Origin of the sequence: Yoonia sp. (genome assembly GCF_017854415.1) — a bacterium.
In the GTDB taxonomy this organism is placed as follows: Bacteria; Pseudomonadota; Alphaproteobacteria; order Rhodobacterales; family Rhodobacteraceae; genus Yoonia.
The window spans coordinates 1-22460 of the sequence record NZ_JAFMHR010000026.1 but is presented as its reverse complement, the minus strand read 5'-3'; the positions used below and the strand labels follow the sequence as shown (position 1 = coordinate 22460).

At 55.1% G+C, this 22460-nt stretch carries 21 protein-coding genes; 8 read left to right on the top strand and 13 right to left on the bottom strand.

The window, feature by feature from the left end; all coding sequences use genetic code 11:
- Positions 1-1101, top strand: a 1101-nt coding sequence (locus QZ197_RS04930) for a glutamate--tRNA ligase family protein (RefSeq protein WP_296430664.1), incomplete at its 5' end; no start/stop codon positions are given.
- An 88-nt stretch (positions 1102-1189) separates the two neighbouring features.
- Positions 1190-2485 (top strand): citrate synthase, encoded by a 1296-nt coding sequence (locus QZ197_RS04925; protein WP_272146023.1) that lies wholly within the window; start codon positions 1190-1192, stop codon positions 2483-2485.
- Between the two features lie 70 nt (positions 2486-2555).
- On the opposite strand, the gene QZ197_RS04920 is transcribed toward QZ197_RS04925, so the two are convergent.
- From QZ197_RS04920 to QZ197_RS04875, 10 genes are all read right to left on the bottom strand, one after another.
- On the bottom strand, positions 2556-3332 hold the full coding sequence (locus tag QZ197_RS04920) for an enoyl-CoA hydratase-related protein (RefSeq protein WP_272146021.1): 777 nt from the start codon (positions 3330-3332) through the stop codon (positions 2556-2558).
- A gap of 94 nt (positions 3333-3426) precedes the next feature.
- Positions 3427-3867: a cytochrome c-type biogenesis protein gene (locus tag QZ197_RS04915; RefSeq protein ID WP_272146019.1), complete on the bottom strand. Its 441-nt coding sequence runs from the start codon at positions 3865-3867 to the stop codon at positions 3427-3429.
- Positions 3864-5837 carry a heme lyase CcmF/NrfE family subunit gene (locus tag QZ197_RS04910; RefSeq protein WP_272146016.1) on the bottom strand — a complete coding sequence of 658 codons (1974 nt, stop codon included), beginning with the start codon at positions 5835-5837 and terminating at the stop codon, positions 3864-3866. Before QZ197_RS04910 ends, QZ197_RS04915 begins: the two co-directional genes overlap by 4 nt.
- Positions 5838-5924: 87 nt before the next feature.
- On the bottom strand, positions 5925-6128 hold the full coding sequence (locus QZ197_RS04905; protein WP_272146014.1) for a pseudouridine synthase: 204 nt from the start codon (positions 6126-6128) through the stop codon (positions 5925-5927).
- Positions 6118-6609: a holin family protein gene (locus QZ197_RS04900; protein WP_296430658.1), complete on the bottom strand. Its 492-nt coding sequence runs from the start codon at positions 6607-6609 to the stop codon at positions 6118-6120. Before QZ197_RS04900 ends, QZ197_RS04905 begins: the two co-directional genes overlap by 11 nt.
- Entirely contained in the window at positions 6600-7211 is a 612-nt protein-coding gene (locus QZ197_RS04895; RefSeq protein ID WP_272146010.1) for a holin-associated N-acetylmuramidase, read from the bottom strand. The genes QZ197_RS04900 and QZ197_RS04895 overlap by 10 nt, the downstream gene beginning before the upstream one ends.
- A 45-nt stretch (positions 7212-7256) precedes the next feature.
- Positions 7257-7727: a cytochrome c maturation protein CcmE gene (gene ccmE, locus QZ197_RS04890; protein ID WP_272146008.1), complete on the bottom strand. Its 471-nt coding sequence runs from the start codon at positions 7725-7727 to the stop codon at positions 7257-7259.
- Positions 7724-8752, bottom strand: coding sequence for an N-acetyl-gamma-glutamyl-phosphate reductase (argC, locus tag QZ197_RS04885; RefSeq protein ID WP_272146006.1), 1029 nt, complete (start codon positions 8750-8752; stop codon positions 7724-7726). Before argC ends, ccmE begins: the two co-directional genes overlap by 4 nt.
- A gap of 39 nt (positions 8753-8791) precedes the next feature.
- The gene (locus QZ197_RS04880; RefSeq protein WP_272146004.1) at positions 8792-9604 is read right to left on the bottom strand and encodes an aspartate/glutamate racemase family protein; all 813 of its coding nucleotides are present in this window, start codon (positions 9602-9604) and stop codon (positions 8792-8794) included.
- A gap of 108 nt (positions 9605-9712) precedes the next feature.
- Positions 9713-13129: an indolepyruvate ferredoxin oxidoreductase family protein gene (locus QZ197_RS04875; protein WP_296430653.1), complete on the bottom strand. Its 3417-nt coding sequence runs from the start codon at positions 13127-13129 to the stop codon at positions 9713-9715.
- Between the two features lie 157 nt (positions 13130-13286).
- Between QZ197_RS04875 and QZ197_RS04870 the strand changes: the two genes are divergently transcribed.
- From QZ197_RS04870 to grxD, 4 genes are all read left to right on the top strand, one after another.
- Positions 13287-14192, top strand: coding sequence for a LysR family transcriptional regulator (locus tag QZ197_RS04870; RefSeq protein ID WP_272146000.1), 906 nt, complete (start codon positions 13287-13289; stop codon positions 14190-14192).
- Between the two features lie 254 nt (positions 14193-14446).
- Entirely contained in the window at positions 14447-16606 is a 2160-nt protein-coding gene (purL, locus tag QZ197_RS04865; protein ID WP_272145998.1) for a phosphoribosylformylglycinamidine synthase subunit PurL, read from the top strand.
- Positions 16607-16702: 96 nt separating this feature from the next.
- Positions 16703-16939 (top strand): BolA/IbaG family iron-sulfur metabolism protein, encoded by a 237-nt coding sequence (locus tag QZ197_RS04860; RefSeq protein WP_272145996.1) that lies wholly within the window; start codon positions 16703-16705, stop codon positions 16937-16939.
- A 61-nt stretch (positions 16940-17000) separates the two neighbouring features.
- Entirely contained in the window at positions 17001-17360 is a 360-nt protein-coding gene (gene grxD / locus QZ197_RS04855) for a Grx4 family monothiol glutaredoxin (protein ID WP_272145994.1), read from the top strand.
- A 31-nt stretch (positions 17361-17391) separates the two neighbouring features.
- On the opposite strand, the gene QZ197_RS04850 is transcribed toward grxD, so the two are convergent.
- Positions 17392-17778: a cell division protein ZapA gene (locus tag QZ197_RS04850; RefSeq protein ID WP_272145991.1), complete on the bottom strand. Its 387-nt coding sequence runs from the start codon at positions 17776-17778 to the stop codon at positions 17392-17394.
- Positions 17765-18235, bottom strand: a complete 471-nt coding sequence (locus QZ197_RS04845) for a hypothetical protein (protein WP_272145989.1) — start codon at positions 18233-18235, stop codon at positions 17765-17767. Before QZ197_RS04845 ends, QZ197_RS04850 begins: the two co-directional genes overlap by 14 nt.
- A gap of 249 nt (positions 18236-18484) precedes the next feature.
- On the opposite strand from QZ197_RS04845, the gene tkt reads away from it, so the two are divergent.
- Positions 18485-20503, top strand: a complete 2019-nt coding sequence (tkt, locus tag QZ197_RS04840; protein ID WP_272145987.1) for a transketolase — start codon at positions 18485-18487, stop codon at positions 20501-20503.
- A 55-nt stretch (positions 20504-20558) separates the two neighbouring features.
- On the opposite strand, the gene QZ197_RS04835 is transcribed toward tkt, so the two are convergent.
- Complete coding sequence (locus QZ197_RS04835) at positions 20559-21356, bottom strand: phytanoyl-CoA dioxygenase family protein (protein ID WP_272145985.1); 798 nt, start codon at positions 21354-21356, stop codon at positions 20559-20561.
- Positions 21357-21577: 221 nt separating this feature from the next.
- On the opposite strand from QZ197_RS04835, the gene QZ197_RS04830 reads away from it, so the two are divergent.
- Positions 21578-22460, top strand: an 883-nt coding sequence (locus tag QZ197_RS04830; protein WP_296430643.1) for a type I glyceraldehyde-3-phosphate dehydrogenase, incomplete at its 3' end; no start/stop codon positions are given.

The window sequence follows — 22460 nt, the reverse complement described above, 5'->3', positions numbered from 1 at the left end:
CTTAGCACGCCTGAAGAGATTGAAGCATTCCGCGAAACTGCGCGTGCGGCGAAGACATCGACCCTGTTCCGCTCGCCTTGGCGTGACGTGGCCGCGTCAGATCATCCGGATGCGCCTTATGCCGTGCGCATCAAAGCGCCCCGCGACGGCAAAACTACTTTGCATGACGAAGTGCAGGGCGATGTGACTTGGTCCAATGACCAGTTAGACGATATGATCCTGCTCCGCTCTGACGGATCGCCGGTTTATATGCTCGCGGTCGTTGTCGATGATCACGATATGGGCGTGACCCATGTGATCCGTGGTGATGATCATCTGGCCAATGCGTTTCGCCAGAACATGATTTATGACGCGATGGAATGGGCCAAACCGACTTTGGCGCATATCCCGCTGATTTTTGGCCCCGATGGCAAGAAACTGTCCAAGCGTCATGGCGCAACGGGTGCTGCGGAATATCAGGCCCTTGGATATCCTGCCGCCGGAATGCGCAATTATTTGACCCGTCTGGGCTGGAGCCATGGAGACGACGAATTCTTCTCGGATGCGCAAGCACGGGAATGGTTTGATTTGGGCGGAATCGGCAAATCGCCTTCGCGGTTTGACTTCAAAAAGCTGGACAATATCTGTGGTCAGCACATTGCTGCGGCGGACGATGCTGCACTGCTGCATGAATTACAGGCTTTCCTTGCGGCAACCGGTGCTGATCCTTTGACCGAAACACAAAATGACGGAATGTTGCGGGCAATGTACTGCCTGAAAGAACGCGCCAAGACATTTCCGGAACTTGTTGATAAGGCAACATTTATTCTGGCTTCGCGTCCTGTTACGCCTGACGAAAAGGCCGCAGAGCAGTTGACCGATGTATCCCGTCGTATACTGGCGGAATTGACGCCGCAGCTGCAAAATGCTAGCTGGTCAAAAGACACCCTTGAAGGGATTGTCGCATCCACTGCCGAAGCTCATGACATGAAACTTGGCAAACTCGCGGGGCCCCTACGGGCTGCGCTTGCTGGGCGCGCAGTTTCGCCAAGTATGTTCGATATGATGTTGGTCCTGGGCCGTGATGAAACCATCGCGCGCCTAAGAGACGCGAGCGCCTGATACGAGTTCTTTACAAAGAACAGTTATCCGGGAACTGAAGACGCCCCTGTGCCGATAACGCGCGCACAGGTCCAAGAGGGGAATTTAAATGGCCGAGAATACTGATACTGCGACGCTGACGCTCAAGGGTAAGACTTACGAGTTGCCCGTACATTCCCCGACTGGTGGCCCCGATGTCATCGACATCCGCAAGCTTTATGGTCAGGCGAATGTCTTTACTTATGACCCCGGTTTTACGTCGACCGCCGCGTGCGACAGCACAATTACTTTCATCGATGGCGATGAAGGTATCTTGCTGCACCGTGGCTATCCAATCGATCAACTGGCAGGCAAATCCCATTACCTCGAAGTATGCTATCTGCTGCTTTATGGTGAATTGCCGTCTGCAGACGCGCTTGAAAAGTTCGAATCACTGGTGACCAATCACACAATGATCCACGAGCAGATGCATAACTTCTTCCGTGGTTTCCGCCGCGATGCGCACCCTATGGCTACGATGGTTGGCGTTGTCGGCGCGATGTCAGCGTTCTACCATGACAGCACTGATATCAACGATCCGCATCAGCGTGACGTTGCAACCATCCGCCTGATTGCAAAGATGCCGACTGTGGCCGCGATGGCCTATAAATATTCGATTGGCCAACCTTTTGTTTATCCGCGCAACGATCTTGATTACGCAGCCAACTTTTTGCACATGTGCTTTGCTGTGCCTGCGCAAGAATACAATGTGGACCCGATCCTCGCCCGTGCGATGGACCGGATTTTCACACTGCATGCCGATCATGAACAGAACGCTTCGACGTCTACAGTGCGCTTGGCCTCGTCGTCCGGTGCTAATCCGTTTGCTTGTATTGCGGCCGGTATTGCATGCCTTTGGGGCCCTGCCCACGGTGGTGCGAACCAAGCTTGCCTTGAGATGCTCAAGGAGATTGGCACGCCAGATCGTATTCCGGAATTCATCGCGCGCGCCAAGGACAAAAACGATCCTTACCGTCTGATGGGCTTTGGGCACCGCGTTTACAAAAACTTCGATCCCCGCGCGACGGTGATGAAGCAAAGCGCGGACGAAGTGCTTGAGCTTATGGGCGTTGAGAACAATCCGATCCTGCAAGTCGCAAAAGAACTTGAGCGTCAGGCACTGGCCGATCCATATTTCGCAGATAAGAAACTGTTCCCGAACGTCGATTTCTATTCCGGCATCATTCTCGAGGCGATGGGCTTTCCGACATCGATGTTCACACCGATATTTGCGCTTGCGCGGACTGTCGGTTGGATTTCGCAGTGGTCCGAACAATTGGCCGATCCACAGTTAAAAATCGGTCGCCCGCGTCAGCTCTATCTCGGCGAGATGCAGCGTGACTATGTCGATATCGAAAAACGTTAATTGATCGGGCCGATGACCCAATAGATCAAATTAAAAGGCCGCATCATTGATGCGGCCTTTATCATTGTGATCAGCGACCTTCGTAGACCGCTTTGCGTTTTTCTAGAAAGGCGACGACGCCTTCTTGGAAATCGCGGGTTTTGCCGCAACGCCCTTGCAGTTTCGCCTCAAGCGCCAGTTGTTCGTCTAATGAATTCTCAAACGATCCTCGGATCGCCTGTTTCAACTCTCGGTATGCAACAGTCGGGCCTTGGGCCAAATGGGCCGCACGCGCGCTGACATGTTCCTGAAAAGTTGCGGCAGGTGCAGTTTCATAGATCATGCCCCACGCTTCGGCCTGTTCAGCCGTGATTTTGTCCGCGAACAGGGCGGCGCCCATTGCTTTGGCCGACCCGACCTGACGCGGCAACCAGTAGGTGCCGCCTGCATCCGGGATCAGGCCAATGCGCGTAAAGGCTTGAACGAAGTATGCTGCGTCTGATGCAATTACGACATCTGCGGCCAGCGCAAGGTTTGCCCCTGCCCCTGCCGCAGGCCCGTTCACAGCGGCGATTGTGGGGATACGGCAATCGAAAATCGCCTTGAGCATGGGCACATATTCGTCGCGTAACGTCCGCTCTAGATCCAAGGACGCAGCACTGCCACCATCGCCAAGATCTTGACCGGAACAAAATGCCTTGCCCGCACCCGTCATGACCAAAACCCGCGCGTCTTTTTCAGCCGCTTTGACCGCATGCGTAATTTCTGCACGCATCTGCGTGTTCAGCGCGTTCATCATGTCAGGGCGGTTCAAAGTGATCACTGCCACGTCGTTCCGTATGGCAAGAGTGATAGCCTGATAGTCCATGTCCGTAATCCTTGTGACTGTTCGCAACGCAGATGAATGCGCCGCTTTGGTTCAACTTAGTGAACTGTTCAGTTCACAAAAGCCAGACCGCACGTCACGACCGCAATATTTTTTCCAGCTCGGCCTTTTCTTCGTCGCTTAGCCCCGCAGGCGCTGCGCGTTTGGTTCGGATCGTGGACCAGCCGATACCAAGAGCAATCAAAAATAGCGCAGGAGCTGCCAGCCATAATATCAAATTTGCACCACGCGCATCAGGCCGCAACAGCACATATTCTCCGTAGCGCGCCACCAGAAAATCGACAGCTTGCCTGTCTGTATCACCATCGCTGATCCGCTCGCGCAGAACGATCCGCAGTTCTTTGGCCAGTATCGCGTTGCTTTCATCAATGCTCTCATTGCGGCACACCGGACAGCGTAGCCCTTGCGATAATGCACGCGCCCGATCCTCTAGAACCGGATCATCCAGCATCTCGCTGGGTTCAACGGCCCAAAGTGGTGACGCCAAAAGCATCACGATAATCAGCAAACGCTTCATTCCGCTGGCACCGCCTTGGCGGACCGCTTGGCCGAAGATGCACCGACCCGCAAACGTCTGTCAGACAACGAGAAACACCCGCCGAGTGCCATCAACATCGCGCCGCCCCATATCCAATTCGCGAATGGCTTCAGGTAGATACGCACAGCCCAACCACCATTCTCTTGGGGATCGCCGACGACGACATAGATATCACGCAGCACCCCGTTGATAATTGCGGCCTCTGTCGTTGGCATGTTTGCCACCGGATAGAACCGCTTTTCAGGGTGCAGATCGCCGACTTGACGATCGCCGCGCCAGACCGAGATGTCCGCCATTGTCGTCAGGTAGTTCGGTCCCTGCAGTTGATTGACGCCGTCCAACTGGAATTCGAATTGGCCAACCGACCAACGCTCGCCGACATCAGCCACGCGAATGTCCTCTTGCTGCCAAGCCGTCATCGCCGCGATACCAAAGATGGTCACGCCCATACCGATATGCGCAGTGGCTTTGCCCCAATCTGCGCGGGGTAGCCGTGCGATGCGGCGCAAACGTTCCACAACAGTGTCGCGCCCGCTCCGTATCCAAAGATCAGCCAATGCGCCGCCCACAACCCAAACACCTAAAGCCACACCAATGGGTCCAAGAGCGGAATTGCCGCTTTGGATCGCATAGGCCAGCGCCGCACAAGCAATGGCCAGAACGAACCAACCTGCCAACGCCTTGGTCGCGCGTTCAAACGTGCCACGCTTCCATGCCAGCATCGACCCGAACGGCAAAGCAATCGCGATTGCAACCATAAACGGCGTGAATGCCGCGTCAAAGAATGGCGGTCCGACAGACAGCGTGCGGTCAAACAGCATCTCAGCCACCAATGGCCAGATCGTTCCGATGAACACCACAAAGCAGCTAACGGACAACAAAATGTTATTCAGGATCAAGCCGCTTTCACGGCTGACAGTCGAAAACACGCCTTTCGCCTCGAGCTTGCCCGCGCGGAACGCAAATAGCGTCAGCGCGCCGCCCAAAAAGACAGCAAGAATGATCAGGATCAACATGCCGCGCGCAGGATCGTTTGCAAAAGCATGGACAGATGTCAGCACGCCAGAGCGGACGATAAATGCACCCAGAAGCGAGAACCCGAATGCCAAGATTGCCAGAAGGATCGTCCAGCTTTTGAGTGCCTCCCGCTTTTCCACAACGATTGCAGAGTGCAGCAAGGCGGCGGCAATCAACCATGGCATAAACGACGCGTTTTCAACTGGATCCCAGAACCAGAAACCACCCCATCCCAATTCATAATAGGCCCACCACGAGCCGAGTGCGATACCGATGGTCAAGAACATCCAAGCGGCCAGCGTCCAAGGGCGCACCCAGCGTCCCCAAGCGGCATCAACGCGCCCTTCGATCAAGGCAGCAATCGCGAAAGAGAATGACATGCTCAGGCCGACATAGCCCAAATATAGGAACGGCGGGTGAAAGGCCAAGCCGGGGTCTTGCAACAGCGGGTTCAAATCGCGTCCGTTCAACGGCGGCACTTCGAGGCGCACAAACGGGTTGGAAGTGAACAAGACAAAAGCGAAAAAAGCCACTGCAATTGATGCTTGCACAGACAAAACCCGCGCGCGCAGACGCGTCGGCAAGCCGTCTCCAAACCATGCCGCACACGCCCCGAACAGCGTTAGTATCAGCATCCACAACAACATAGAGCCTTCGTGGTTCCCCCAAACGCCCGTGATTTTGTAGATCATCGGCTTGTCAGTGTGCGAGTTCAGATACACCAACTGCAGCGAGAAATCCGAGGTTACAAAGGCCCATGTCAGCACCGCAAAGGCAAAGCCTGTTAGCAGGAATTGCACAGTGGCCGCAGGTTCGGCCAAAGCCATCCAAGCGGCATTGCCGCGATGCGCGCCGACCATGGGAACAATCATCTGCACGATGGCAATGCCAAAGGCGAGAATCAAAGCGAAGTGTCCGAGTTCTATCAACATACATGCACAATAGCGCATTCGTCTGGCGGACTAAATAGGAACCATGCTCAAAATGGCGTTACATTTTGGCACATGAGCGCCGCTGTCTTAGCGTATTAATCCACCTTTTACTGCATAGGTTAGACCCGCCATCAACAACCCACCGATAATCAAACGGACCAGCCATTTAAGGGTATCCTCAATCGCGCTCAGACGGTCGGCCACGTTGGTTCGGTGCACTTCATCGACCGCATTTCGCGTCTCGAGTGCAACGATGCGGCGCACCAGATGGTCGGCCCAATCATTGTCCATTGCGAACCTGCCATTCCTGCAGCGCAGGGTTATCAGATACCCCTGTTGGTACGTTGCTTGGCGCGGCCAATGCCCGCGCGATAGAGGTTTGGAATTCGAACGCTTTGACCTGATGGCGTGCGCCAAAGTAGAAGCTGACGATCGCGCCCATCAACCACCAAAGCGGCTCTGGCACCAACGCCAATCCTTGCATACCTTGCGCAAACTGCTGTGGCGTGCGCATCGCGCTGACAAACAGCCAGATCGTGCCCAAAGCCAATGCGGGACGCGGCAAACGGTTCAGCCCGTCCACAATCCTGTCAAAAATGCCGCGCGTTGGGTGTGCAAATTCAGCTGCAAACTGTTGCAAGCTGTCGGCGCGCGCATCGGCGGCCCTCACGGCGCCTTGTTCGGCGTTTTCGCGAAAAACCTGAGCGGTTTCAGCGACCACATTCCGGCCGTCACCGAATAAAAACTGCATCAAGCCAGTGATCAAACCCATTGCGCTGTCCTTTCGCGGTGTTGGGCGTCTGACAAATGAAAACGGGGTGCGATGAATTCCTCTGCCCGCTTGATCCACCCGCCCTTGCCGCCATTCCTGCGCCGCGCAAACTTGCGACTAGAAGGGCGGCGTGCGGCCAAATCATAGTAATAATTGCGCCGCGCAATGCCGTAAGCGTCCACAAAATGATCGGGCGCTGCATTCATTGCTTGTTGGGCTACTCTCACGGTTTGCGGTCCGATTATGCCGTCAACGACGACTTCAATCCGCATTTCGCCCAAGACACGCTGAAGGATTTTCACAGCGTTAGCGCCCGCATTGACATACATATCAAACACGCTGGACTGCAGAGCATCTGGCAATTGATCAATCTTGGGGCGGCGATAGTAGTGCTCGACGAAAATCGATACAGCATGGGCGCGCGTCAAAACCTTTACGTCTTCCGCATCGATGCGCCCATCCTGCGTCAAATCAAGGCCCAGACGGCGCATCGTATGAATGGTGACGCCATGATTTGTCGCACCACCAGGATCATCCGGATCATTCACATAGCCGCCCTCGCGGGCCACAATTTCGCGTGCGATGTCGGTCACTGTTTGCATCTTCGCCCCTCAAATCAAACTGGGGAAAAAGATGCGCGCTAAAGGTTAATTGGTGACGACAGTACCGTCCGGTTCGACATAAGTGCCTTGCGCCTTAAGCGCGTCGATCACTTCGGATGGCATGTAAGTTTCGTCATGTTTTGCAAGGATTTCAACAGCTTCAAAACGTCCATTGATGTAGTGGCCTTGTGCAACCATACCCTGACCTTCCTCGAACAGGTCTGGCAAAATGCCTGTGTAAACGACAGGAACAGTGGCCCCACCATCGGTCACAGAAAAGCTAACCTGTTCACCTTGCCCGCGCACGATCGAGTTTTCAGCGACCAACCCGCCAATCCGAAATCGTTCATTCGGTGGTGGCGGTGCTTCGGCCACTTCGCTGGGCGAGCGGAAGAACTGAAAGCTATCGTCAGGCAAAAACCATAGTAGCGCCAAAACCAGCGCAAGGCTGACCCCTGCCATCGACAGCACCTGAACGCGGCGCCGTTTTTTAAGGCTTTTGAACCCCCCACTCATGGGAACACCGGAGCCATCATAAGCCCCTCCGTTTCCGGCAACCCAAGCATCAAATTGGCGTTCTGTATCGCCTGCCCTGACGACCCTTTGGTCAGATTGTCCAACGTCGCAATGACAATCGCACGGCCCGCGATGCGGTCGGCCACGACACCGATGTGACAGAAGTTCGACGCGCGAATATGTTTGATCGACGGATGTTGTCCCATCGGTAGCACCTCTATGAACGGCTCGTCTGCGTAAGCTGCAGCTAAAGTGTCATATATGACCTGAGGGTCGCCTTGCACATAGGTGGTGGCCAAAATGCCGCGGTTGGCGGGGATCAGATGCGGCGTGAACTGCACGTGCACAGGGCGTCCGGCGATCGCAGAAAATTCCTGATCGAACTCGCCCAGGTGACGATGGGTGCCACCAACGGCATAGGCATGTGCCCCCTCTGACAGTTCAGCGTGCAACAGATTCTCCTTCAGGCTTCGTCCTGCGCCCGATACTGCAGCCTTAAGGTCGATGATGATTTGATCAAGATCAATCACCCCTGCTTCGATCAAGGGACGCAATGCGTATTGGCCTGTGGCCGCGTTGCAGCCTGTGCCAGCCACCAAACGCGCGCTTTTGATCTGGTCGCGGTAAAATTCTGTCAGGCCATAAACGGCCTCTGATTGCATATCGGTGGCCGCGTGGCCCTTGCCGTACCATTTGGCATAGTCAGCAGGATTACGCAGCCGGAAGTCAGCAGACAGATCGACTATCTTGAGCGACTTCGGCAGCTTTGAAATAACCTCTTGTGACGTGGCATGCGGCAGCGCGCAGAACACCAGATCAACGCCCGAAAGATCCATATCTTCGATCGTGGTCAGAACCGGCAAGTCCAGATGGCGCAGATGCGGGAATACATCCGCCATCGCCATGCCAGCCTTGGAGTTTCCCGACAGTCCGACGATCTTTAGACTGGGGTGCGTTGCGATGATGCGTACGAGTTCGGCACCTGTGTAGCCAGAAGCACCAAGAATGGCGACGTTATAAGACATAGTTTAATCCCCCCCGGGATGAATGTTCGAAAACTGGAGTTATGCGGATTCAAAGGTGATCTGTCGTCGCAAGAACTGCGTCGCACGGCTGGAAACGCGCGCGGGGTCACCGGTTGTCAAAAATTTCGATACCGTCCCCGATCCGGCCATTTCTGGTCGGCGGGTTAGGTAGTCGGCAAGGCTTTCTGCTACAAGGTTCGCCTGCGAGAACACTTTGACGTCTGGACCAAGTGCCGCTTGGAATTGCTTTTCCATCAACGGGTAATGTGTGCAGCCCAAAACGGCAGCATCCGGCTCTGGCATCTTCCGCTTGAGCGCGTCAACATGGCTGTTCACCAATGCTTCGGCCAAGATCATATCGCCGTCTTCGATTGCATCGACAACGCCGCCGCAGGCTTGACCTTCAACATCAACGCCAATCGCGCGAAATGCCAGCTCTCGCTGGAACGCACGGCTTGAAACAGTCGCGGGTGTCGCAAACAAAGCCACATGCTTTACGCCCACTTCGCGTGGGGGAGAATTGTCGCCCCACTGCCGTTCGGTCAGCGCTTCGATCAAAGGCACAAAAACGCCCAAGACGCGCTTTTCTTTGGGAATCCAGCCTTCTTGCATGCGCCGCAAAGCCGCAGCAGAGGCCGTGTTGCAGGCCAAAATCACCAGATCACAACCAGCATCAAACAAACGTTGCGTGGCCTGTGTCGTCAGATTGTAAATATCATCAGGAGTGCGCACGCCGTAAGGCGCATGCGCACTATCGCCCAAGTAAACGAGCGGCAAATCAGGCAAGCGCTTTGACACGGCATCCAGCACCGTAAGTCCGCCTAGCCCGCTATCAAATATGCCAACTGCCATTGTGCACCCTGCTGTTGCTGCGTGTTCTTCATCAATGAGCCAATGCATACGGCGGTTTGGACAAGAAATCCATGCATCAAATCAGCGTTCTGTTTGGTCCATCTGGCACTATTCTGCTGCCTGCTGCATCTGCGGCGCGCGCAAAACTGCCAATAGTTCTTCACGTCGTTTTGCCGCTTTGCGTGCGTTGGTTTCTTTGACAGGGCCAAAGCCGCGAATTTCAAGCGGAAGTGCCGCCAAAGCAATCGCCGCATCACGCGTATCGGGGCGCATCAGGGCAAGGACCTCTGCCATGTCTGCCTCGTATTCCTTGATCAAGGCGCGTTCCATTCTCCGCTCTGCGGTGCGGCCAAAGGGATCAAAAGGCGTGCCGCGCACCCATTTCAGTTTCGCAAGTTTCGGAAAACCCCACGCCATCCGCGCGCCAAATTCCCGCTTCACAGGACGTCCGTCGGAACCTGTCTTTGACAGGATCGGCGGTGCAAGGTGATAGTTTAGCTTTAGATCACCAGCGAATTCAGCTTCTGCCTTAGACTTGGTTTGCGTCAACAAACGCGCGACTTCATATTCATCCTTATATGTCAGCAGCTTATGATAGCCTTTCGCGACGGCTTCTTGCATTCCCGCATCCGTAAATTGATCAACCAAGCGGCGGTATTTGCGCGCCAATCGCTTGCCTTGATAAGTTGTGGCATGGGCTTCGCGAAATGCGATTTTGTCTGCAAGAGTGTCCGGCAAAGCCACCACGTTTGACTGCAACACGGCGGCCGCATCTTGCGGGTACGCTGCGGCCCATCGGCCAAGCTCGAAGGCTTTTATGTTGCGGTTGATCGCAGCACCGTTCAGTTCAATTGCGCCAAGGATCGCCTCGTAACTTACTGGAATAAAGCCATTTTGCCAAACCGCGCCAAAGATCATCATATTGGAATAGATGCTATCCCCCAAGAGAGCCTTCGCAAGTGCCGAGCCATCAAACATCGCCAGCCCCGCGCCTAAGCGCGCCTCAAGTGACAGCCGCAACTGATCGCTTGGCAGTTTAAAGTCGGCATCACGTGTGAATGCGCCGGTCATGATTTCGTGCGAGTTGACCACGCCAGCGGTCCGCCCAGACTTCATCAACCCTAAGGTTTTCGCGCCCGCAGACACCACCAAATCGCCGCCAATCAGCGTATCACATTCCCCTGTCGCAATACGGATCGCATTGATATCACTCGGGCTTTCCCCGATACGGCAATGAATGTGAACAGCGCCTCCCTTTTGGGCAAGCCCAGACATTTCCATCATGCCGGTACCTTTGCCGTCGATGTGCGCCGCCATCGCAAGGACCGCACCGATGGTCACAACGCCAGTACCACCCACGCCTGTGATGACGACGTTATGGGTGCCATTAATGGTTGGCAGCTGTGGTTCCGGCAAGTCTGGCAAGTCCACTTCGGTGGTGGCTTCTTTGCGGATTTGCGCACCTTCGATTGTTACGAAAGACGGGCAAAAGCCGCTCACGCAGGAATAGTCTTTGTTGCACGATGACTGATCAATCGCCCGCTTTCGGCCCAATTCGGTTTCAACTGGCACGATGGAAACACAGTTGGATTGCACCCCGCAATCGCCGCAGCCTTCGCAGATGTCAGTGTTGATAAAAACGCGCTTGTCCGGATCAGGGAATTGCCCACGTTTGCGACGACGGCGCTTTTCAGCGGCACAAGTCTGAACATAAACGATGGCAGACACACCTTTGTATTTGCTATACTTTGCCTGAACCTCTGACAGCTCTTCACGCGGGTGTATTTCAAGACCTTTCGGGAATAGCCCTAGATCAAGATCTTCCTTTTCATCATAAACCACCGCCACATTGCGCACGCCAAAGGCCTGCAGCTCGCGGCAAATCTGATCAGCGGTCAACCCGCCATCATTGCCTTGTCCGCCAGTCATGGCGACCGCATCATTGTACAAAATCTTATAAGTGATGTTGGTATTGGCCATCACAGCAAAACGGATCGCTTGCAGGCCAGAATGGTTATAGGTGCCATCCCCGACATTCTGGAAAACGTGATCACGGGTCGAAAACGGTGCTTCGCCGACCCAGTTTGCCCCTTCGCCACCCATCTGTGTAAAGCCCACAGTTTCGCGGTCCATCCATTGCACAAGGTAATGACAGCCGATGCCTGCATAGGCACGCGAACCCGCAGGGACTTTCGTTGATGAGTTGTGCGGGCAGCCTGAACAGAAATAAGGTGTGCGTGCGGCAAGTTCCGGCAGGTTGTCAGCGCGTTGTGCCGCGATTAACGCATCAAGACCTGCCTTGATTGCATCCGTCCCGCAGTCTTCTTCGATCAGGATTTCACCTAATCGGGTTGCGACCAAAACAGGGTTAAGGTCCGCTTTGGTTTGGAACAACTCCGCCCGCTTACCGTCTTTGAGCGCATCCCCCTTGTGCCAGCCATAAACCCGTCGCCCTTGGCGATTATCAAACAGCGCTTCTTTGATCTGCACTTCGATCAGCTTGCGCTTTTCCTCGATAACAATAATCAGATCAAGCCCTGCGGCCCATTCTTTGAGCGACACCATATCCAGCGGCCAAACCTGCCCGACTTTATATGTTGTCAGCCCCAAACGGGCGGCTTCCTCTGCGTCAATATCCAGCAACGAAAGCGCGTGTTGTAGATCAAGCCAGTTTTTGCCCGCCGCAACAAACCCAATCTTTGCGCCCGCCTGCCCCCATTTACGCTGGTCCATGCGGTTTGCACGCGCGAATGCTTCAGCGGCATTGCGTTTATAGTCGATCATCCGCGCTTCTTGCAGCTGCGGCGTATCGATCATGCGGATATTCAACCCGCCTTCGGGCATCGCAAAATCAGGTTCCACAAAAGACACCCGATCAGGGCTGCCATCGACAACCGACGTGACCTCGATCGTGTCTTTCATTGTTTTCAGACCGACCCAGACGCCTGCAAACCGCGACAACGCATAGGCATACAGCCCGTAATCCAGCACCTCTTGGACGCCTGCGGGCGACACAATCGGCATATAAGCGTCGACCATTGCCCAATCAGATTGGTGCAGCGTCGTCGAACTTTCGCCAGTGTGATCATCGCCCATCGCCATGATCACACCACCGTTGGGCGACGATCCGGCCATGTTCACATGCCGCATCACGTCACCGGAACGGTCAACCCCCGGCCCTTTGCCGTACCACAGGCCAAAGACACCGTCGTATTTGCCTTCGCCGCGCAGTTCTGCTTGTTGCGCCCCCCAAAGGGCCGTCGCGGCAAGGTCTTCGTTCAATCCTGGTTGAAAGGTGATCTGCGCAAGGTCCAAGACATCCTTGGCACGGGTCATTTGCATGTCCACGGCACCAAGCGGTGACCCGCGGTAACCCGTCACATAACCGGCGGTATTTAACCCCGCCGCTTTGTCTCGCGCCTGCTGCATCATCATCAAACGTACCAACGCTTGCGTGCCGTTGAGTAATATCTGCGATTTTGTCAAATCGTAGCGGTCTTTTAACGAAACATCCTGATGGCTCATCCCGCACCTCCCCGCGCGTCAGACTAGGTGATTCCAGTATAGGTCAAAGAGGCTGACCTACAAACATAAATTTGAGTGATATGCCGTTTGCATCAAAACACCGTTCACGGGTAAGGTAAGCACATTCATCAATAGATCGTTTTGTAGCCGGGGTTTTATGGACTGGGATAAGCTTAGAATATTTCACGCAGTCGCAGATGCGGGGTCGCTGACCCATGCCGGTGATACGCTGCATTTGTCCCAGTCGGCTGTCAGCCGCCAAGTGCGCGCGCTTGAGGAATCGTTGAACACAACGCTGTTTCACCGCCATGCCCGTGGGCTGATTCTTACCGAGCAGGGCGAATTGCTATTCGACGCGACCAAAAGCATGAACAAACGGCTCGAGGCGGCATCAGCACGCATCCGCGACAGCGAAGAAGAAGTGTTTGGCGATTTGCGGGTCACGACGACCACAGGTTTTGGCACACTCTGGCTCGCCCCTCGCCTGCCCGCGCTTTATGAAAAATATCCTGACCTTAAGATCGATTTGATGCTGGAAGAACGCGTTCTGGATTTACCAATGCGCGAAGCAGACGTTGCCATTCGCATGAAAGAACCCAGCCAGGCGGATTTGATCCGCAAGCGCCTGATGTCTGTGCGGATGCGGCTTTACGCCTCAAAAACCTACCTTGAACAGAACGGAACGCCACAAACCCTCGAGGAAATGGGGCCGCACCGTCTGATCTGCCAAAGCTTGAATTCAATTCAGGTGGCAGCAGGTGCGACACTGGTGCAACACTTGATGACCCAAGACATTCCGAACCGGTTTACGGTGAACAACTATTTCGGTGTGCTTCAGGGCATTTTAAACAACATCGGTATCGGCGTTTTGCCTGATTATTTAACCGAGGATTTTGGAGATTTGGTCCGCGTGTTGCCTGATCTTGAAAGCGGCGAAGTACCTGTTTTCTTAGCCTATCCGGAAGAATTGCGACAGTCCAAGCGGATCAGCGCATTTCGCGATTTCGTCCAAGATGAAATCTTTGCGCATCGCCGCAAAATTCGCGAAGCTGCAATGCCCTAACATAGCTCCCCCTTAAGCTATGCAAAAAATGCATATCGGGGTTGCGCCTGTTTATATGATTTTTTCTTGATCGCTTAATTCTCGCACACTATTTCAACTGCGAAGGCAATGATGCTTAGCGCTAATCGTCTTCACCTCCCTGTTGGACTGCGCCGGGCCTTGTGCCCGGCATTTTTTTTGGGCCACGCGCGCTTTGCTTGCCCCGCCGCCTGCCTTGCCGTAAAGCAACGCCCAAGCAGCCCAAGAGGATCACGATGCAAGAGCCAGCCATCACCTACGAACTTATTGCCGCACATGGCCTCTCGCCTGACGAATACGCGCGCATCCTCGAGATTATTGGGCGCACCCCGTCATTCACCGAACTGGGTATCTTTTCGGCGATGTGGAACGAGCATTGCTCTTATAAATCCTCCAAGAAATGGCTGCGCACGCTACCGACCGAAGGTCCTCAAGTTATTTGCGGCCCGGGTGAAAATGCAGGCATCGTTGACATTGGCGATGGCCAAGCCGTTGTTTTCAAGATGGAAAGCCATAACCACCCGTCCTATATCGAGCCTTATCAAGGTGCGGCGACTGGCGTTGGCGGTATCTTGCGCGATGTGTTCACTATGGGCGCACGCCCTATTGCTGCGATGAACTCGCTGTCGTTCGGCGCTCCCGATCACCATAAGACCAAACAGTTGGTAAACGGCGTCGTGGCTGGCGTTGGCGGCTACGGCAATTGCTTTGGCGTCCCGATGGTGGGCGGCGAAGTTCGCTTTGATCCGGCTTATAATGGCAACTGCCTTGTAAACGCGTTTGCAGCTGGTCTGGCTGATACAGACAAGATCTTTTACTCGGCCGCATCCGGCGTTGGTATGCCCGTCGTCTACCTTGGTGCGAAAACCGGCCGCGATGGTGTCGGTGGTGCGACAATGGCATCCGCCGAATTCGATGACACAATCGAAGAAAAACGGCCCACCGTCCAAGTCGGCGATCCGTTCACCGAAAAACGCCTCATGGAAGCCACGCTCGAATTGATGGCAACGGGTGCTGTGATCTCGATCCAGGACATGGGCGCTGCTGGCCTGACCTGTTCAGCCGTGGAAATGGGCGACAAAGGTGGCTTGGGGGTCAGATTGAACCTGAACGCTGTGCCACAGCGCGAAGAGAACATGACCGCCTACGAGATGATGCTGTCAGAAAGCCAAGAACGCATGCTGATGGTCCTCAAGCCAGAGCTCGAGGCCGAAGCCCGCGCTGTGTTTGAAAAATGGGACCTCGATTTTGCAATCGTCGGCGAAACAATCGCAGAAGATCGTTTCCTTGTGGAACACAATGGCGAACTAAAAGCAGACTTGCCGCTCGCCACCCTATCGGGTTCTGCCCCTGAATATGACCGCCCATGGGTGCCCACACCTGCTGCGGAACCGCTGGGTGATATCCCGGGTGTACACGCGATTGACGGCCTCAAAGCACTGATTGGCAGCCCGAACTATGCAGGCAAACAATGGGTGTACGAACAATACGACCAACAAGTCATGGGCGACACGGCCCGCACACCGGGTGCCGGATCAGGCATCGTACGCGTGCACGGGACCAACAAATCACTGGCCTTCACCAGCGATGTAACCCCCCGCTACGTCAAGGCAAACCCTGTTGAGGGCGGCAAACAAGCTGTCGCCGAAGCATATCGCAACCTGACCGCAGTCGGCGCCAAGCCGTTGGCGACAACCGACAACATGAACTTCGGCAATCCAGAAAAACCCGAAATCATGGGCCAATTCGTTGGCGCGATCCAAGGCATCGGCGAAGCCGTCAAAGCGCTGGACATGCCAATCGTCTCTGGCAACGTATCCCTTTACAATGAAACCGATGGCAGTGGCATTCTGCCTACACCCACAATCGGGGCAGTCGGCATCATCAACCACCCTGACGAGATGATCATCGGCGAAATCCGCGAAGGCCACCTTCTGCTGCTCTTGGGTGAAACCCTCGGCCACCTTGGGCAGTCTGCCCTACTGGCCGAAGTCTATGGTCGCGCCGAAGGCGATGCTCCACCTGTCGATCTGGACGCTGAACGCGCCAACGGCGACTTTATCCGCGCCAATCACAGCTACATCAAAGCCTGCACCGACCTCAGCGACGGCGGCCTTGCTTTGGCCGCGTTTGAACTGGCAGAAGCGGCAGGCATCGGCATTACGCTTGACGTAGAAGACACCCCAACCTTGTTTGGCGAAGACCAAGCCCGTTACTTGATCGCCTGCAACTATGACCAAGCAGAAGCACTGATGATTGCCGCAAGCCAAGCTGGCGTCACTTTGGCCACAGTGGGTAAAGTCGGCGGCGATCATGTCACTTTCGGCAACCAAAGCGCGCCACTGTCAGAGCTAGCTCATATTTTCCGCACTGCATTTGAAAAGGCTGTCGCCTAACATCATCTTGCCAAATAAACTCCCGCCGGAGGCTCCCCACTTGTCCGCAGGCACGGCGCGCCCTAGTTTAAGTTGAACAGACCAAAAGGACACCTGATGCCGATCACAGCCCATGAAATCGAAAGCCTGCTGCGCGAAAGTTTCCCAGACGCCACGATCAACGTGCAAGGCGATGATGGCGCGCATTATGCAGCCGAAGTCATCGACGAAAGCTTTCGGGGCAAGAACCGAGTGCAGCAACAGCGTGCGGTTTATGCAGCGCTCAAAGGTAAAATGGACGGCAACAATGGTGAATTGCACGCTTTGGCACTGACGACCAAAGTCCCTGACTGACAAACAAATAAAATCGAACATCCACGCGCAGCGCCCGCGCGTCAAAGCCGGAGACAATAACATGGCAATCGAAGACCAAATCAAAGAAACTGTCACATCAAGCGACGTCGTTCTATTCATGAAGGGCACAAAGTCCATGCCACAGTGCGGGTTTTCATCCCGTGTGGCAGGCGTTTTGAACTTTATGGGCGTTGAGTTTAGCGACGTGAACGTTCTGGCTGACGATGCAATCCGCCAAGGCATCAAGGATTATTCGGATTGGCCAACTGTTCCGCAGCTTTATGTCAAAGGCGAGTTCGTCGGCGGCTGCGATATCATCACCGAGATGACATTGTCAGGCGAGTTGGACACCCTTTTCACTGAAAATGGTGTGACCTTCGACCAAGACGCCGCAGACAAAATCCGCGAAGCAAACGGATAATGGTGTTGGAGGGCGCTTTGCCCTCCATCCCTTACACTGCTTCGATCTGATCGGCCAAAGCTTCGGCACGTGCTGCAAGCTCTGCCAGACCTTCCGCGACATGCGCGGGAACAACCGGCACCTCAACACGCACTGGTTCCGCTTTTGGCTGCGCATTCAGCTTTTCGACATACGTCCGCGCTTCGGCCATCTCGGCCTCAAGTTCGCGCACTTTGTCCTCTAGTCCTGCGGTTTTATCTGCCAACATCAAACCTGCCATCAGCAACATACGTGCTTCGGGCAACCGGCCGATTTGTTCGGCCAAATGCTGCGCCTCAACATCAAGCATAGCCGCAGCAGAGTGCAGGAAGTGTTCTTCGCCCTCTTGGCAGGCGACCTCAAATTTCCGACCGGCAATCGCGATTTCAACCTGTGGCATTGGCGCTCTCCGCGATCAGGGGTTTCAGTTCGGTTAGGATCGCGTCCATTTCGGCAGCGTCTGCTGACCGTTGCGCATGCAATGCCGCGATTTCTGCAGCAACCGCATCACTGTGCAGTTCTGGCGCAAGGCCGGTCGTGACCGTTTCACGCAATTGCGTATTCATTTCACGCAATTGGACGTTGGAGGCCCGCAGCTTCTGCAACTCTCCGTCCAGCTTCATCAATTGGCTACGCTGGGTTTCAACGCGGGCAGTCAATGACGTCACTTGCGTATCTTGACGCTCTTTCAAAATAGCGACCCGCTGAACAAGTTCCGCATTTGCAGCGCGTTCTTTTTCAAGGTCTGCGGTTAAGTTGGCGTCAGACGCGCCTTGAACCAAACGACCATCAAGGCCCTTTCTGATCCGGTCAAGCGCATCGGTAATGCGCCCCTCTAATGCACTAATGTCACTCATCTACCCGTCCTTTCGCAGCAAGGTTTCCCTTTGCGTGCACTTTGCTTGGCGGCCGCCCTACGCGCTTTTCAGCATCGCCAAACCGAATCGTCGCCTTTGGAAAGCAGGTTAAGCGATCCCCCGTGCGCCCGCAAACGGCCATGCGCCTGAAATAAGAAGAACTTAGCCGTCGCGCTTGATCTTGGATGGGGGCCTGATATGACGCTGGGCAAGCATGATGCCCTTCTTTGTTAATAGGATCTGATCACTTTGGATATTGCAGCCCTCCGCTCCGCCCACCCTGACCATTGGAAAAAGGCCACCGCCATTCGCACATTGACGCTGGACGCGGTTGCGGCTGCGAACTCTGGCCACTCTGGTATGCCGATGGGCATGGCCGATGTCGCGACAGTACTTTTTGAAAAGCACCTGTCGTTTGACCCCAAAGCCCCGCACTGGCCGGATCGTGACCGCTTTATCCTGTCCGCAGGTCACGGATCGATGCTGCTATATTCCCTGATGTACCTGACCGGCTACGAAGACATGCCGCTCGCGCAGATCAAGGACTTCCGCCAATGGGGCGCAAAAACTGCGGGCCACCCTGAGTTCGGCCATGCCCGCGGCATTGAAACGACGACAGGTCCTTTGGGCCAAGGCATCGCTAACTCCGTGGGTTTCGCCATTGCCGAAGAAATTCAGCGCGCCACATGGGGCCAAAAAATCGTCAACCACCACACCTATGTGATGGCAGGCGACGGCTGTCTGATGGAAGGTGTCAGCCAAGAAGCAATCGCCCTTGCCGGTATGCAAAAGCTGCGCAATCTGATCGTGTTCTGGGACAACAACAACATCACGATCGACGGCACCGTTGATATTGCGGACATTACAAACCAGCCTATGCGCTTTGAAGCGTCAGGTTGGCACGTGCAGTCCATTGATGGTCACGATCCAGAGGCGATTGATGCGGCCATCACGGCCGCCAAAAAAGACCCTCGCCCTTCGATGATCGCCTGCAAAACGCATATCGCATTGGGCCACGCCGCACAGGACACGTCCAAGGGTCACGGCGCATTGACCAACGCCGACCAGTTAAAAGCCGCAAAGGAAGCTTACGGCGCGCCACTTGGTGCGTTCGAAGTTCCAGCCGACGTCAAAGCGCAGTGGGAAGCAATGGGAACACGCGGTGCCGCCGCACATGCCGAATGGCACGCGCGTTTCAACAACCTGTCTGCAAGCAAGCAAAACGAATTCAATCGCATCTATGCCGGCGACGCGCCAAAGCGTTTGGCGTCAACCATCCGCGCTTTGAAAAAGCAGATCAGCGAGACTGCACCATCGGTTGCGACCCGCAAATCATCTGAAAACGTCCTCGCTGCGATCAACCCGATCATGCAAGAAACCATCGGTGGTTCTGCCGATTTGACGGGTTCCAACAACACGCTGACATCGGACATGGGTGTGTTTCACCCCAATACCCGCAAGGGCCGCTATATCTATTACGGTGTCCGCGAGCATGGCATGGCCGCAGCAATGAACGGCATGGCGCTTCACGGCGGCGCGCGTCCATATGGCGGCACATTCATGTGTTTCACTGACTATGCACGCGGCGCAATGCGCCTGTCTGCGTTGATGGGCATTCCGACAACATACGTGATGACCCACGACAGCATCGGCCTTGGCGAAGATGGGCCGACCCACCAGCCGGTCGAGCATTTGGCAATGATGCGCGCGACACCGAACTTTAACGTGTTCCGCCCTGCTGATACGGTCGAAACCGCCGAAGCTTGGGAACTGGCGCTGACCGCTCAGAAAACCCCCAGCATGCTGGCCCTGACACGTCAAAACCTGCCAACTGTGCGGCTTGAACACAAAGGCAAAAATCTGACAGCCCAAGGCGGATATGTTCTGGTCGATGCGATTGCAAAGCGTCAGGCAATCTTGATGGCAACAGGCTCCGAAGTGTCCATTGCCATGCAAGCCCGTGATCTGCTTGAGGCCGAAGGCATCGGTACACGCGTTGTGTCCATGCCCTGCTGGGAACTGTTCGAAGAACAGGACGAAGCGTACCGCAAGCGCGTCTTACCGGGCGGCCCTGTGCGCGTCGCGATCGAAGCGGGCATCCGCTTTGGCTGGGACCGCTGGTTGTTCGGCGAACGTGGCAAGCGCGAAAAGTCAGGCTTTATCGGCATGCACGGTTTTGGCGCATCCGCACCAGCAGAAGAACTTTACGAACAGTTCGGTATCACTGCCAAAGATACTGCTGCTAAAGTAAAATCTTTGCTGAAATAGATATTAATGAGCGGTCATGGCGCCACGTTTTGCGCTGTGACCGCTCGTCCACGACTTACGTACGCGTGAACAACACCGGAAACCAATCGCTCCGTAGCTTTTGACCAGCTTCCATTCCATGCCCTGGAAATGGCGGAGACGTCGGACCGGGCCGTTCCACATAACGCGCATCATCCCCCAGCAGACGCAGTGAAAAGGCCCGCCTGCGCGCACCTGCTGCATTCCCGCGCGCGCCGTGCAGAATACGGTAGTGAAACGCGACGGCATCGCCCGGTTCCATTTCATATTCGACGATATCCATACCTTCTGTATCCGGATCAGGTACGGGCATGAAATCAGCATCGTCAGGGTAAAAATCCGTTTCTGACAACCAGCGCGTCGGCAAAACCGCGCGCGGCCACTTATGCGATCCCTTAACACAGCGCAGTGACGCCGCGCGTACGGGATCAAGCGGCGACCAGAAACTGACGGTCTGCGCGCCTTCTACGAAATAATAGGGGCTGTCTTGGTGCCAAGGCGTGGGCTTGGACGTTCCCGGTTCTTTGACCAAAACATGATCGTGGAAAAGCTGGCAAGTTTGCGATTGCATGAGATCAGCGGCCACTTCTGCGGCGGGGGACTGGCGTGCTGCAGCTTCAAACGGGGCGATCCGGCTCCAGTTGCAATAGTCATCAAAAAAGCGCCCTGCCTCGCCATCATACAAATTCTCGGCGGCATAAGGTCCGGGTTCGGCCATATTAGTGTCGATCCCTGCCCGTAAAGGTTCCACCCAATCGGCAAAAAGACCCTTTACCAAAACCACCCCGTCGCGCTGGTAAGTATCGATATGTTGTTGCGTGATCAAAGAGTGCATGGGGATGTCCTATTATTGCCGTGATCACTCTATGCATCACTGGATCGATTCGACAGCCCATCAGGTTGTTTGCGGTAACACACCTTGCGCCAGTCGGATTCGTTATCGCTAACAGTATATGTTATCGTTAACATATTGATGCAGCACGCTTTTTGAGTTCCCACATGCTGCACACCCCCGTATACAACCCGTAATCGAACGGACGCGCAGGGATTTAGCCAATGACAGTCACAATCGGGATCAACGGCTTTGGCCGGATCGGGCGTTGCACATTGGCGCATATCACCGAAGCGGCACGCAATGACGTGCAGGTCGTCAAGATCAACGCGACAGGCCCGATCGAAACGAACGCACATTTGCTAAAGTACGACAGCGTGCATGGCCGCTTTGGCAGCCCGATAAAAGTGACGGGCAACACACTTGATTTAGGACGTGGTCCAATTGACGTGATGTCTACTTATGACCCAACCGAACTTGATTGGGACGGTGTTGATGTTGTGCTGGAATGCACTGGCAAGTTTAATGACGGTGAACTCTCTGCGGTGCACCTTGATCGCGGTGCCAAAAAGGTTCTGATTTCTGCCCCTGCCACCAATGTTGACCGCACGGTCGTCTACGGTGTGAACCACCGCGATCTGATCGCGTCAGAGCGGATGGTGTCCAACGGATCCTGCACGACCAATTGCCTCGCGCCACTTGCAAAGGTTCTGAACGACGCGATCGGGATCGAACGCGGGATTATGACGACAATCCACAGCTACACAGGCGATCAACCGACGCTCGACCGTCGCCATAGTGATTTGTACCGCGCCCGCGCGGCTGCCATGGCGATGATCCCGACCTCAACTGGTGCCGCCAAAGCATTGGGCGAAGTGTTGCCGGAACTCGCCGGCAAATTGGACGGCACAGCAATGCGGGTCCCTACCCCGAATGTCAGCGCAGTTGATCTGACATTTGAGGCTGGAAAATCCGTCACCGTCGCCGAAGTAAACGCAATCGTTGCCGAGGCCGCAGGCGGTTACATGGGCATGGTCATGTCCTACGACGCTGAAGCAAAAGTCAGCATCGACTTTAACCATACCACTGAAAGCTGCATTTTCGCAC

What these genes read in the sequence shown, in the direction of transcription:
- QZ197_RS04880 (WP_272146004.1), bottom strand. Translation starts at nt 9,604, where the DNA reads ATGGCAGTTGGCATATTTGATAGCGGGCTAGGCGGACTTACGGTGCTG.
- QZ197_RS04920 (WP_272146021.1), bottom strand. Translation starts at nt 3,332, where the DNA reads ATGGACTATCAGGCTATCACTCTTGCCATACGGAACGACGTGGCAGTG.
- QZ197_RS04900 (WP_296430658.1), bottom strand. Translation starts at nt 6,609, where the DNA reads ATGGGTTTGATCACTGGCTTGATGCAGTTTTTATTCGGTGACGGCCGG.
- purL (WP_272145998.1), top strand. Translation starts at nt 14,447, where the DNA reads ATGCAAGAGCCAGCCATCACCTACGAACTTATTGCCGCACATGGCCTC.
- QZ197_RS04850 (WP_272145991.1), bottom strand. Translation starts at nt 17,778, where the DNA reads ATGCCACAGGTTGAAATCGCGATTGCCGGTCGGAAATTTGAGGTCGCC.
- QZ197_RS04870 (WP_272146000.1), top strand. Translation starts at nt 13,287, where the DNA reads ATGGACTGGGATAAGCTTAGAATATTTCACGCAGTCGCAGATGCGGGG.
- argC (WP_272146006.1), bottom strand. Translation starts at nt 8,752, where the DNA reads ATGTCTTATAACGTCGCCATTCTTGGTGCTTCTGGCTACACAGGTGCC.
- ccmE (WP_272146008.1), bottom strand. Translation starts at nt 7,727, where the DNA reads ATGAGTGGGGGGTTCAAAAGCCTTAAAAAACGGCGCCGCGTTCAGGTG.
- grxD (WP_272145994.1), top strand. Translation starts at nt 17,001, where the DNA reads ATGGCAATCGAAGACCAAATCAAAGAAACTGTCACATCAAGCGACGTC.
- QZ197_RS04905 (WP_272146014.1), bottom strand. Translation starts at nt 6,128, where the DNA reads ATGGACAATGATTGGGCCGACCATCTGGTGCGCCGCATCGTTGCACTC.
- QZ197_RS04925 (WP_272146023.1), top strand. Translation starts at nt 1,190, where the DNA reads ATGGCCGAGAATACTGATACTGCGACGCTGACGCTCAAGGGTAAGACT.
- QZ197_RS04915 (WP_272146019.1), bottom strand. Translation starts at nt 3,867, where the DNA reads ATGAAGCGTTTGCTGATTATCGTGATGCTTTTGGCGTCACCACTTTGG.
- QZ197_RS04835 (WP_272145985.1), bottom strand. Translation starts at nt 21,356, where the DNA reads ATGCACTCTTTGATCACGCAACAACATATCGATACTTACCAGCGCGAC.
- QZ197_RS04895 (WP_272146010.1), bottom strand. Translation starts at nt 7,211, where the DNA reads ATGCAAACAGTGACCGACATCGCACGCGAAATTGTGGCCCGCGAGGGC.
- QZ197_RS04845 (WP_272145989.1), bottom strand. Translation starts at nt 18,235, where the DNA reads ATGAGTGACATTAGTGCATTAGAGGGGCGCATTACCGATGCGCTTGAC.
- QZ197_RS04875 (WP_296430653.1), bottom strand. Translation starts at nt 13,129, where the DNA reads ATGAGCCATCAGGATGTTTCGTTAAAAGACCGCTACGATTTGACAAAA.
- QZ197_RS04860 (WP_272145996.1), top strand. Translation starts at nt 16,703, where the DNA reads ATGCCGATCACAGCCCATGAAATCGAAAGCCTGCTGCGCGAAAGTTTC.
- QZ197_RS04910 (WP_272146016.1), bottom strand. Translation starts at nt 5,837, where the DNA reads ATGTTGATAGAACTCGGACACTTCGCTTTGATTCTCGCCTTTGGCATT.